This is a genomic window from Bacillus sp. 9.4 (genome assembly GCF_055486415.1).
Genome location: NZ_JBVFMU010000007.1, coordinates 13,202 through 25,351, shown reverse-complemented (window position 1 = coordinate 25,351; position 12,150 = coordinate 13,202). Strand labels below are relative to the sequence as shown.

At 37.2% G+C, this 12,150-nt stretch carries 12 protein-coding genes; 3 read left to right on the top strand and 9 right to left on the bottom strand.

Features of this window, described 5'->3' with window-relative positions; genetic code table 11:
• Positions 1 to 87 precede the first annotated feature (87 nt).
• The 4 genes from ACZ07B_RS20835 to ACZ07B_RS20820 form a co-directional block, all read right to left on the bottom strand.
• The gene (locus ACZ07B_RS20835) at positions 88 to 720 is read right to left on the bottom strand and encodes a TVP38/TMEM64 family protein (protein WP_217020385.1); all 633 of its coding nucleotides are present in this window, start codon (positions 718 to 720) and stop codon (positions 88 to 90) included.
• 134 nt (positions 721 to 854) lie between these two features.
• Positions 855 to 1,931 carry a sensor histidine kinase gene (locus ACZ07B_RS20830; RefSeq protein ID WP_464877635.1) on the bottom strand — a complete coding sequence of 359 codons (1,077 nt, stop codon included), beginning with the start codon at positions 1,929 to 1,931 and terminating at the stop codon, positions 855 to 857.
• On the bottom strand, positions 1,928 to 2,614 hold the full coding sequence (locus ACZ07B_RS20825) for a response regulator transcription factor (protein ID WP_217020388.1): 687 nt from the start codon (positions 2,612 to 2,614) through the stop codon (positions 1,928 to 1,930). The genes ACZ07B_RS20830 and ACZ07B_RS20825 overlap by 4 nt, the downstream gene beginning before the upstream one ends.
• Positions 2,589 to 3,194 carry a class I SAM-dependent methyltransferase gene (locus ACZ07B_RS20820; protein WP_464877634.1) on the bottom strand — a complete coding sequence of 202 codons (606 nt, stop codon included), beginning with the start codon at positions 3,192 to 3,194 and terminating at the stop codon, positions 2,589 to 2,591. The genes ACZ07B_RS20825 and ACZ07B_RS20820 overlap by 26 nt, the downstream gene beginning before the upstream one ends.
• Positions 3,195 to 3,417: 223 nt before the next feature.
• Here ACZ07B_RS20820 and ACZ07B_RS20815 point away from each other — a divergent pair, with 223 nt between their 5' ends.
• Positions 3,418 to 4,077, top strand: a complete 660-nt coding sequence (locus ACZ07B_RS20815) for a hypothetical protein (RefSeq protein WP_217020391.1) — start codon at positions 3,418 to 3,420, stop codon at positions 4,075 to 4,077.
• A 354-nt stretch (positions 4,078 to 4,431) separates the two neighbouring features.
• Here ACZ07B_RS20815 and ACZ07B_RS20810 read toward each other — a convergent pair whose 3' ends face one another.
• From ACZ07B_RS20810 to ACZ07B_RS20795, 4 genes are all read right to left on the bottom strand, one after another.
• The gene (locus ACZ07B_RS20810; protein WP_069322394.1) at positions 4,432 to 5,025 is read right to left on the bottom strand and encodes a YdeI/OmpD-associated family protein; all 594 of its coding nucleotides are present in this window, start codon (positions 5,023 to 5,025) and stop codon (positions 4,432 to 4,434) included.
• Positions 5,026 to 5,263: 238 nt separating this feature from the next.
• A complete protein-coding gene (locus ACZ07B_RS20805) occupies positions 5,264 to 5,638 on the bottom strand; it encodes a hypothetical protein (protein WP_014478947.1) in 375 nt (124 codons plus the stop codon).
• Positions 5,639 to 5,868: 230 nt separating this feature from the next.
• Positions 5,869 to 7,161, bottom strand: a complete 1,293-nt coding sequence (locus tag ACZ07B_RS20800) for an MFS transporter (protein WP_464877665.1) — start codon at positions 7,159 to 7,161, stop codon at positions 5,869 to 5,871.
• A gap of 109 nt (positions 7,162 to 7,270) precedes the next feature.
• Positions 7,271 to 8,659: an aminotransferase-like domain-containing protein gene (locus tag ACZ07B_RS20795; RefSeq protein ID WP_464877633.1), complete on the bottom strand. Its 1,389-nt coding sequence runs from the start codon at positions 8,657 to 8,659 to the stop codon at positions 7,271 to 7,273.
• A 225-nt stretch (positions 8,660 to 8,884) separates the two neighbouring features.
• Here ACZ07B_RS20795 and ACZ07B_RS20790 point away from each other — a divergent pair, with 225 nt between their 5' ends.
• Positions 8,885 to 9,757, top strand: coding sequence for an AraC family transcriptional regulator (locus ACZ07B_RS20790; RefSeq protein WP_464877632.1), 873 nt, complete (start codon positions 8,885 to 8,887; stop codon positions 9,755 to 9,757).
• A gap of 152 nt (positions 9,758 to 9,909) precedes the next feature.
• On the opposite strand, the gene ACZ07B_RS20785 is transcribed toward ACZ07B_RS20790, so the two are convergent.
• Entirely contained in the window at positions 9,910 to 10,869 is a 960-nt protein-coding gene (locus ACZ07B_RS20785; protein WP_464877631.1) for a DMT family transporter, read from the bottom strand.
• Between the two features lie 112 nt (positions 10,870 to 10,981).
• Here ACZ07B_RS20785 and ACZ07B_RS20780 point away from each other — a divergent pair, with 112 nt between their 5' ends.
• Positions 10,982 to 11,863: an AraC family transcriptional regulator gene (locus ACZ07B_RS20780; protein WP_464877630.1), complete on the top strand. Its 882-nt coding sequence runs from the start codon at positions 10,982 to 10,984 to the stop codon at positions 11,861 to 11,863.
• The last annotated feature ends 287 nt before the right edge of the window (positions 11,864 to 12,150 follow it).

Sequence of the window (12,150 nt, the reverse complement as noted above, 5' to 3'; positions counted from 1 at the left end):
AACTCACATAAAAAAGATACCAGTTTTGCATGGTATCTTCTTTCATATCCAGAACATCACATCATCTACAACCTAAAGTTTATCCCCCTATGTGTTTTGCTTCTGTTTAAGGCTGTTCCACATTTTAATAGATACGACTGAAATCAAAACAAATGATACGATAACCAAAACAGTACCCGCTAACGACTCGCTAAAGTTAATGACAATAAAGCTAGAAAAAATCAATAGGGGAATATTCGTAATAACGACAGTTAAAATGTAAACACGGTATTTTAACCCCACTGCTGCTGATAAAAAACAAACGACATCTGTTGGGGCTATCGGACAAATCATCCCCAATGCCAAAAACTTATAATTGTAAGTCTCCAATAACTTTTTTAGTTCTGGATGTTTCTGCTCCAAATCCTTCATCATTTTTCCGCTTGAAAATATTCTAGAGAAAAGATAAACCAAGGTCTCGCTCAAAAAAATGCCAACCATCGATAATATAAAACTAACAATTGGATCAAAGCATATCCCCCCTAAAAACATGAGAGTTACTCCTGGAATAAAAAAGAGAAGCCTAATGATCCAGAGCGCAATAAACAGCAGCATTGCGTATTTTGTATTCTCCGATATAAATTCCTGTAAATCATCCATATCGAGTGACAGTAAATGATATTCCTTTGCTATATAAATGGCTAAAAACCACAAAGCTAAAATAAGAAATTTATTTTTCAATTTCTACACTCTCCTCACTTTCCATACCTACATGATAAGCAATAAGAATGAAGAAACTCTCCGTAAAATTCTTAAGGTTTCTTAAGTTTTATTCTAAAAGAAAAAAGCTTATGGAAACTTTCCTCCATAAGCTTTTATATATGCAATGGGTGTTCGACAATAAAGCTCATCCAGCCTTCTCTATATTCCGCATGGATATTACCATTATGAAGCTCAACGATTCTTTTTGAAATAGCTAGCCCAAGGCCGCTTCCTTGTTGATCTGTTCTTGCCTTATCACCCCTTAAAAACCGTTCAAACAATTTGTCTATATTGTCAGCCGGAAAACCCTTAACTTGATTAGAAGTTTTCAAAAGTGCTTTGTCACCAATGATCTCAAGGCTTATGAATAATTCAGATGGTTTCCTGCTGTATTTTATCGCATTCATAAAGAGATTATCATAAACGCGAACCATCTTTTCTATATCCATTACAACAGGTACATTGTCTTCTGCAATTGATTTTTGAACACTTATTCGTTCCTTTTCAAAAATAGGAATGTATTCTCCTATTATTTGTTCCAATAAACCTGACAAATCAGCTTTTTTACAGGTTAACTTAACGTCCGGGCTCGATAAATGCGTATACTCAAACAGTTCATCAATCAGGTATTTCAGTCTTTGCGATTTCGAATCAATCGTTTGAAGATATTCCTGAAATTGCGCTTTGCTGTCGTATTGCCCTTTTTTTAATAAATCCAAATATCCGATAATTGATGTTAATGGTGTTCTTAAATCATGGGATACATTTGAAATCAGTTCACTTTTCGACCTTTCTAACTGTCTTTCGTGTTCAAACTTTTTTTCTAACTCTTTGGACATATCATTAATGTTTTGTGCAAGCCGGGTCAATTCATCCCTACTTTCAATCCTAATGGTCAAGCCTAATTTTCCATTAGCAATATGATGAACACTCTCAGTAATAAGCTTCAAATATAATATTTTTTTCCGTGCCATGATAAAAAAAACTGCAATAAAAGTAAGAATAGCTGCCGAAAACTGAAGCAGTATCATAAAATAGCTGCTCCGGATGCTAAACTCTTTGAGATAATTCATCTTTTGTAGATAGACGTTCGATAATATAATGAGTGCCATGATACCCAATGAAACAAGAAAACTAATTGCAATCGCACCAAGAAGCTTTGCAACCAGCTTATTTCCAAACTTTCTCATATTTTATATCCCGTTCCCCAAACAGTTTTGATGTAAATGGGATGTTTGGAATCCTCTTCTATTTTATCTCTGATTTTTGTAATGTGAACCATGACAGTGTTGTCCGACTTAAAAAAGTCTTCCTTCCATACTGCTTCATATATCTTCTCCACACTCAAAACCATTCCTTTGTTCATGCAAAGAAGTTCGAGTATATCAAATTCTTTTGGGGTCAGCCTCACTTCCCGGCCCCGCACCCATACTTGCCGTGTATCTGTATTTACGGTCAAATCACCAATTTCAATGATGTTCTTCGTGCTGCTTGTATCAGTATTGTATTTTTTATATCTTCTTAACTGAGATTTAACCCTGGCGATTAATTCTAATGGGTTAAACGGTTTTGATAAATAATCATCGGCGCCCGCGGCAAGTCCCTGAATTTTATCTATATCCTCCGATTTTGCAGAAAGCATGATAATAGGCAGATTTCGTTCTTGCCTAATCTTCATACATGCTTCAATTCCATCCATGTTGGGCATCATAATATCCAAAATCATGAGGTCAAATTCTTTTTGTTCCAGCAGGTTTAAAGCTTCGATTGCGTCTTTAGCCTTTTGAGTGTGCAGGCCTTCATTTTCTAAATAAACAGAGATGAGATTTCTAATGTCTTTGTCATCATCAACAATAAGAACGTTCGACTCCATATAATTCCTCCAAATCATTTTGCGGCATCGAGCAGCTAAAGACATAAGCCGGCGGTACATTTCTAAGCTCTCTTTTTACATCTATTTTGGTAAAAAACTGTTCAAAAAACGGTTTTTTCAACGCAGTGTATTGAAAAGTAATGAATTGACCATCTTTTTTTAAAATCTTTGCGGTATCTAATAAAATGTTGGCTGAAACCGTTTTTGGCAAGCTTGCAAAGGGAAGGCCAGAAATCACATAGTCTATATAAGGCATACCATAATCCTTTGCATACTGGCTGCTATTTTCAGCAGATCCATTTACAATGAATACATTCTTTTCGTCTTTAAATGTCTCTTTCAATAGTAAATAAAATTCTTCATTTTGCTCCACTAATAAAATAGTCGTTTCAGGTCTTCTTTTTTCAAGCAGTTTTTTTGTGAATACACCCGTACCCGGCCCGTATTCGACAATGTATGCAGCCTTCTTGAAATCAATTCCTTCCACCATTTTATCTCCAAGATACCTTGAACTAGGAAGGATCGCACCAACAGTTCTCGGATTCACTATATACTGAAATAAGAATAACAGGCGTTTCATATCTAATCTCTCCATTTGTTTTGCATTTATATCCCACTTTACATTCAAAACCTGAAGAAAAAGGGGCAAAACTTCTTAAGAATTCTTAAGTTCTTGCGATGCTATTCAAGATCATTTCCTCTTCTTAAACAGTTTTCAATATCATCCTATCTATCCCATGGTAATATTTAGATACATAAACTTATATATGAACTGACCTGAGTTAATGGAGAGGAATGAAAGAATGAAGAAATACAGAAAGATATATTTTTGTATTACTGCCCTGCTGCTCATGATTTTGCTTGCTGGATGTACGGGCAGTAAGGATGAAGAAGCACAACAACATTCAAATCAAGCTTCTGCTGTACAAACTGACGAAAAACACACTGAGACTGAAGAGAGCACCAAAATACGCAAGGATGAATCGGAGCCAACAACAGAATCAGAAGAATCCGCAACAAAAGCTTCAAATGAGACCTCTTCAGCAGAAGAGAAAAGCAAAGAAGACAATGTATTGGCAGCATACTCTTCGGAAAAAATCGAATATGCCAGAGTTTGGCTTCAACTTGGACCTAATCAAGAGATAGATGAATTAAATGTTCGACATATTTCGGCTGGCGAGCCAATTAATCCTAATGATGATACAAGTGCCAGCTATCCAGAAGATGTAACCCAGTTAGCAGGTTCTCGTTTAGTGGATGGATCAGTTACTTATCATGGCAATGGGGATGGCACGATTCATGTATATAATGTGCCATTACGCTGGGATTCCGCTGATGATGTAGAAAAAGGCGTCATGCGGGAAGTGACTGAGAGTATCATAAAAAACAGAAAAACAGTGTACGTTGATACAGGCGACGATGAAAAAATCAAGCGGCTCATTGATATCATGATGATTCATTAATCAGTATTCGTTTGTCTGCACCTGACTAAAAAAAAGGGTTAATAAGGAAATAAGATATATTAATATAAAAACAAAGTTTGAACTGTAGTAACTTGCTAAAAATCTTCCGGTTCTATTAGTTCTCCTAGGCATTCTATTTGTGATGAGCCGTACCATTGAGCTATTTCTAGGTGTTGCATTAATATTTTATAACGCTGTCTAGTGGCATACAATGTTAATCAAAAGAAGCATTTCAGCAGTAAGTGAATGTTGTCCTAAGAAAAAACAAGCATCTTACTATGCTTGTTTTTTTCTTCTATAGAAAGGACCTTATTACGCTATGATGCTATTCCTTTAGCCTGAACCTTGGCGTGCCTAATCCTTTAATCCCTTTCCATCGAGAATTTTTTGCACATATTTTTCGACTCTCGATTCTCGGGTTTTGGATTGTTTGGCTTGAGAAAAATAAAGAGTGTACGCTCTTTGCCGTCCCGGGGTCAAAGCTTCAAAAGCAATTTTCAATGCAGGGATTTCATCGAATTTTTTTTGAAGTTCTTCAGGAATGTTCAATTCAATATTTTTGTTAACTTCCACTTTCAAACCGGCTTTTTCAACTTCAATGGCTTCGTGAATATAGGCTTTCAAAATGTTTTCTAGCTCATTTATTTCCTGAACATTTGTAAACCGAATCTGGCGCGCCGCCTGTACATTCTCCGTTTGTTGAATGAGAATTCCATCGGTATCCTGTAATAGGGCACCTTTGTGAAACAGAAGCGCACAATATTCTTTAAACCCATGTATTAAAACGACATTTTTATTATTGTATGTGTAACAAGGATGCATCCACTTAAAATCTTCAGTCAGCTCACAGTCAAGAATGATGGTTCTCAACTTCTCAAATTCTTCCTTCCACTTTTTCGCTTTACTTAAAAATTCATCAACCTTCGGATTCGTTCTGCTATTTGTCATGAAGGAATTCCTCTCTTTCCAAGCTTTTTACATTTACGTGAATTGACAATAATGAAGTCCAGTTTTATTTTTGACATCTCGGTATTTATTTTATTCTTCTATAGGTTCCTTCTCTTATTATTCAATAGATTAAGCTTAAAGTGGGGATGATGCAACAACAAAAAAAAGAAGGCCCACAAAGCCTTCTCATCTTGTTTTATTATTCCACTGACAATCTGAAAAAATAACAATTCAATTATTATATATCTTTTTTATTCTTGCCAATGCATAAGGTTACGGCAACACTAGCTATACTGACTAAAGTTCCTGCAATAGAAACTAGAATTGTCAAAAAGCCATTGGGAATAAGAAATCCAATTGGAATGAGCCCCAGAAAAGTGAAAACGATAAAACATTGGTATACACCAGATATTATTCTTACAACCAAATTGCCAAAAAAGGACATGACTAATGGAGGGATAAATAAAAATACAACGATCCCAATTGAGATCATCAAGATAAGAGGTTCATCAAATGAGATGACATGATCTCCAGGCGACTCTTTAGCGGCCGCTAAAACAACAAGTATAGACATCATTAGTGTAACAAAAACAAGAGAAAACCTTTTTAACAACGTTATGACTCCTTTACCTAAAGCGAGTAATCCTGCCTTTTTCAAATCCGATAACCATTTTATGTGATTCAATTAAAGAATATGCAGTGAGTGACACAGCTATAAGGAATCCTGGTCATATCTTTATAATAGATTTAATGGAGCAACTATAGTTCGTTAGAATATTAGATGCTGCAATAGACTTTATCTAACAATATAACAAATTAATGTAAATTAAACAATCCTACCCTTTAGCGGCCCCTAGACCATACCACCACCGGAATGAGTAATAAGGACAAAATCCCTCCAATAAGTGATAATGCGAGGTAACTTGAACCTGCCACAATCATTCCAGATAGTACCCCGCCAGCAGCTCCTGACAACGCAATCAGAACATCCACTGTCCCCTGCGTTTTAGCTCGTGTGGCAGTATCAGTTGAATCTACAATAAGGGCAGTCCCGCTTATCAAACCAAAATTCCACCCTAATCCAAGTAAAGAAAGAGCAATGACGAGAAGAATCATAGATTCTCCCGGAGCAAATGCTGCTATTACACCTGCCAAAAGCAACGTTGTTCCAGAGGAAATAGCCATTGCGGTACGTCCCAACCTATCTACAAGAACACCTGTAACCAGTGAAGGGAGATACATAGCACCTATATGAAAACCAATAACAAGACCGACTGCACCCAAGTCATGCCCATGATGTCTCATATGAACCGGTGTCATTGTCATAATAGCTACCATTACTATTTGGGTAAGAACCATAACCGTTGCCCCAACGATTATCCCTTTTTTGTTTTCTGTATGCTCAGTTGCCGCCAAATGTCCTTTATCACCAGGCTCTTCATTTGCCGCTTCTATTGTTCTTGCTATAACTAACGGATCTGGACGAAGCATAATGAAAAGGACCACACCTGCTAACATATATGCTGCTGCGGCTAAAATGAAAGGGCCAGCAAGTGATGGAACACCAATAGAAAGAGCGAAATTCCCCATCACATTCACTAAGCTTGGACCTGCCACTGCGCCAAATGTAGTAAAAACCATGGTTATACTAACAGCAGTCGCTCGCTGCTTATGATTTGCTAAGTCTGTACCAGCATAACGGGCCTGTAAATTTGTGGCTGTTCCTGCACCGTAAATAAGCAACGAAATAAATAACAAGAAAATACTATTTATGATTGCTGCCATAATAACGCCTATTGCTCCAAGTCCGCCAATCATAAAGCCAGCTGAAAGACCTGTTCGACGGCCATAACGTTGAGAAAGTCTTCCAACAATTAATGCAGATCCTGCTGACCCTAAAGTAAATAAAGCAGAAGGCAAACCAGCAAACGCATCAGTGCCAAGCATTTGCTGTGCAATAAGCGCACCGACAGTCACTCCTGCCGCCAGCCCCGCACCGCCAAAAATTTGTGAGATACTCACAACGAATAGTGTACGCTTGTATAACGATTTTTGTTTTTCTGGTGAACTGATGTAGCTTTGTAATGAAGCAGTTTGAACATCTATTGCTTTTACGCTGTCCTTGTCTAACATCATCTGACCTTCCTTTCTAAAAGCCAATTTTGTATAAACCTCCCTCTAGATGTGGATCATCATAACACGCACAAAAAAGCCATACAATGTCATAATTGTATGGCAAACAATATTAGGTAAGATCGTCTAGCAAACGTCTCAGGATCATTAATCCTTGTTCAAGCTCTTCAAGTGTTTTTGGTGCACAGACAGAAACCCTTACAGCCCTTTCAGGACAACTATTTCCCACTACAAAGCGTTCAGCCGCATACACTTGCACGCCATGTCGAGCAGCCAATTCTTCAAATTCGGCACCAGACATTTTACCCGGTAACAACAACCAACGAAAAATGCCTGTTTCAACACCTAAACATGTATATCCCGCAACATATCGGTTTACGAGTTGATTTCTGCGAATGGTTTGTTCACGATGACTCTCAATTAAGACTTCAAATTGATTTGATACAATCGTGCGTGCAGTAAGTTCAGCTAATAGCGGGGAAACGGTTATATTTAAATTATAAAGCGCCTTTGATATTGGCTCCTTATATTGTCTCGGCACTGCTACATAAGCCAAACGCAGGCCTGGCGCTAACGATTTTGATAAACTTGCAATATGAATAACCTGTTGCGGTGCGAATGAGGCGAGTGCCGGAAGCGGCTTTTTGCTAAGAAGATGGTACGATGCATCCTCAATAACAAACAGATTATATTTCTTTGCAATGTCTGCAACCATTCTTCGATTCTCAACAGACATAAAGGAAGTCGTCGGATTATGATAATCCGGGATTAAATACAAACCTTTAATATTTTCATTTTTACACGCATATTCAAGTGACTCCGGACTCATTTCATCGTTCTCTGATTTTATCGGTACGATTTGCACACTAAGCAATGATGCAACAGTTTTTAATCCAGGGTACGTATGATGGTCAACACCGATGCGGTCTCCAGGCTTACAAAGACTCGCCAAAGTCGCGGCAATCGCATTTTGCCCTCCATTTGCAAATAAAATGTGATCAACGGATGTTTCAAATCCGCCTCTTTGGATGAGCTTTACAGCTGCATCTTTTTGCCAAAGGCTTTCGCCTGCCCGGCCGTAGCTAAACCATTTTTCATAATCCTCCTCCTGAACCATGTTTTTCAGTTGGAGTAACAAGGGCTCATATGAAGCGTGATCTGGAAGTATTGCTCCCATTTCAATTAAATGTTTCGGCTTTGTATCCTCAAGTAAATACGAATTCGATAACGCATCATACGATACAAATGTGCCGCTCCCTACAGTCGCACTTAACAACCCCTTTAACTCACACACTTTAAATGCTTTTGAAATCGTACTCACATTTAAATCTAAATAATCGGCCAATTCTCGCTGTGGAGGAAGTTTTGTTCCAGGTAATAAAACTCCGTTTAAAATATTCTGTTCCAATTGCCCTGCAAGTGCTTTATAAATAGGCTTTTCAGCTTTATCAATCGATGGCTTCCAGCTCATCGGATAGTTTTCAAAAGAATTGATAGGCATGATACGCATCCTTTTTCACTCAATTATATGAACGTGCTGCTTATAAGACAATTATAACTTTCTATATTGATGCCTTTTTATGAACAGCATGCTTCAATAAAACCTGTACAAATACAAGTGAATCACTTACTTTATTTCATATAAGTCATCCTGCAAAACTGTGCACAGAATGTCGGATAAATACATTTCACTCCTGTTATTCTTTGGTTAAAGGAGGCCAAATAAATGGATTTGCTTAAAAGTATGAATAGGGCGTTAAAGTATATTGAAGAAAACCTCACTAACGATATTGATTTTCAAGAGGCAGCAAAGCTTGCTTTCTGCTCTGAATATCATTTTAAAAGGATGTTTTCCTTCCTTGCAGGTATTTCATTATCGGAATATATTCGTCGCAGACGTCTTACTCTTGCAGCTTTTGAACTGAAAGACAGCAATGTAAAAGTGATTGATATTGCAATAAAGTACGGTTATAACTCACCTGATTCTTTTGCACGGGCATTCCAAAATTTACATGCCATAAACCCATCAAAAGCCAGACTTAATGGCCATCCCCTTAAAGCTTATCCACGAATGACCTTCCAGCTAACAATTAAAGGAGGAAATGAAATGAACTACCGTATTGAAGAAAAAGAGGCATTTCGCATCGCTGGCATTAAAAAAAGAGTTCCTATTATTTTTAAAGGGATTAATCCGGAGATTGCATCTATGTGGGAAAGTTTAGATGAAAAAGCAATAAATAAACTAAAAGAGCTTTCTAATGTAGCACCATCAGGACTCATTAGTGCATCCACGAATTTTTCTGAAGGTCGGACAGAGGAAAGCGGAGAGCTCGATCACTATATTGGCGCAGCCACAACGAAACAGTGTCCAGATAACTTCTCACGGCTTGAAGTTCCTGCCTCAACGTGGGCTGTATTCGAATCAATCGGACTATTTCCGGATACACTGCAAGAAGTATGGGGACGCATTTATTCCGAATGGTTTCCATCGTCATATTACGAACAAATAGAAGGTCCAGAAATATTGTGGAACGAGCATAAGGATGTAACATCACCATCTTTTAAAAGTGAAATTTGGATACCAATTACAAAAAAGTAATACGTTTTTCGATCAGAGAAGAAGAATTGAAGGTTCTTGAAGAAAAAATACCAAGGGCGTCAAAACCCTTGGTATTTTTGATACTGCCGAGAGGGCTCAAACTCCACCAGTGTTTTTCATTGCCGTACCGTTCATGTAAACAAAAAAATCCCTTATATATCCCGATTTGCATGATTCCTAATCTTTAATAAAGATTTTTCACTCTGCATAGAAGGCTCTTTATGTAAAGCCAATATTAAAGTTATCCCTATAATACAAATAGCACCAATCCATTGAAAAGAACCAAATGGCGCTTTTAACCAAACGACAGTTGTTACAACAGCGGATAGAGGTTCTAAACTGCCTAATAGGCTTGTTTCTTTGGGAGAAAGGCTTTCCAAGCTTTTTATGAAGAACCAGAACGCAATCATTGTTCCAAATAATATCACAAATAAAATATATGCATACGCCTCAGCAGTTAATCGTTGAAAATCCAGTTGCCATGGCGGATGGATAAAACCCAATGCAAAACCGCCAATAATCATAGCCCAACCTACAACGACAAGAGAATCAAATTTATGTAATAAACCAACGGCATATAAAGTATAAAAAGCTGCCGCGAATCCTGATAAAACTCCCCATACTACTGCAGCTGCCGGCACTGAAAGTTGAGATATTGAACCATTTGTTAACAAAAAAAAGCAACCCACTAAAGCAAGTACAACAGTAATGATATCTTGTTTGGTAAGAACCGTTTGTTTTCGCAAAAGCGTGTAGATAATGACGATTACTGGGGATAAATATTGCAATAATGTAGCAACGGCAGCATTCCCATGTTGAATGGATGCCATATATGTGTACTGCACAGCTAGCATTCCCAATAGGCCAAAAATAAGAAGCTGGCCAGCCGACGCTTTGTTTCTCCAAACCTCAATAACCTGAGACCGATCCTTTCTGAACAGTTGCAGCATTAAAAGTAACATTCCAGCCGTAAGCAAGCGTGTCGTTACAAGCCAATTGACATCAATTTGATATTCTTGAAAAAGTTTTTTGGCTACTGTGCCTCCAATTCCCCAACATGTCGCCCCTGTTATAACATAGAACAATCCCATTCTTCTATTGGAAGTATTCATACATGACTCCTCACTAATAAATATAATAATAGTGTTATAATAAATGCAAAACATGATAAAAAATACTCAAATTGAATGAAAAAATATAAATATATTGAGGTGAGAAGTCAGAATGAAGAATTTTGTGATCGATCAAAATTTAAAAGAATTAACAGAGCATCGAACGGTAGAATTACCAGTTGCCTGTTACGAGACAAGGATCAATCAAAATATAAATGGCTATATTCCGCTTCATTGGCATGATGAAATCCAATTTGTTTTGATACTAAAAGGGATAGCTCTTTTTCAAATAAATGAAGAAAAAATAGAGGTTCACGAAGGGGATGGATTATTTATCAATAGTGGCTGCCTGCACATGGCCGAAGAAAAGGAAGGCTCGGATTGTACGTATATTTGCTTGAATGTGTCACCCCATTTCGTTTTATCTCAGGAACTGTATTCAAGCTATGTTCAGCCCTATATGTTTTCAACCAATTTGTCCTATTTATTTTTGGATGGAAATCAACAGTGGGCAAAAAATATTCTAGATGCTGTTAAAAAAATAAATCAATTGATTCAACAAAAGACATCGCTCTATGAGATTGACATTACGATGCAATTAACGTTAATGTGGAAAAACCTGGTAGTTAATGGTTTTCAATTAGAGTACGATCAATCTGAAATGATAAAAAGTCATCGAATGAAACAAATGTTAAACTGGATCCATCTCCATTATGCTGAAAAAATCACATTAGAGGACATTGCAAAAGCTGGCCAACTGAGCCGTTCTGAGTGCTGCCGTTATTTTAAACGAATGCTGAATAAGTCGCCATTACGTTATGTAATGGATTATAGAATTCAAAAAAGCTTATTATTACTGCAACACCCTGAATCCAATGTGACAGAAGTGTCTTATCAAGTTGGATTTAACAGTACCAGTTATTTCATAAGTAAATTTCAACAAGCGATGAATATGACGCCATTATCATACAAAAAAATTCATATGAGACATTAATTCATAAGGTTTATTCAATTCCCTGTTAATGGTGCCTCTTCTCATGTATGAATCGGCTGTTCATCTAGCAATTAGTGGAACGTCATGAGTTTAAAAAGGAAGCAAAATAAAAACACACCTGAATTTTGGTGTGTTTCAAAAATGATCTCAATAAAGTGGAAGTCTTCTATTTTCAGCTACAAAAGCACGTCATTTTAGCATTTGAAGTCATTTATTACCCTTATTTTATATTCATGTTGGGCCTACACTGTTTCAGCTGGAAACTTCAATATTTGAGTATCTATGCT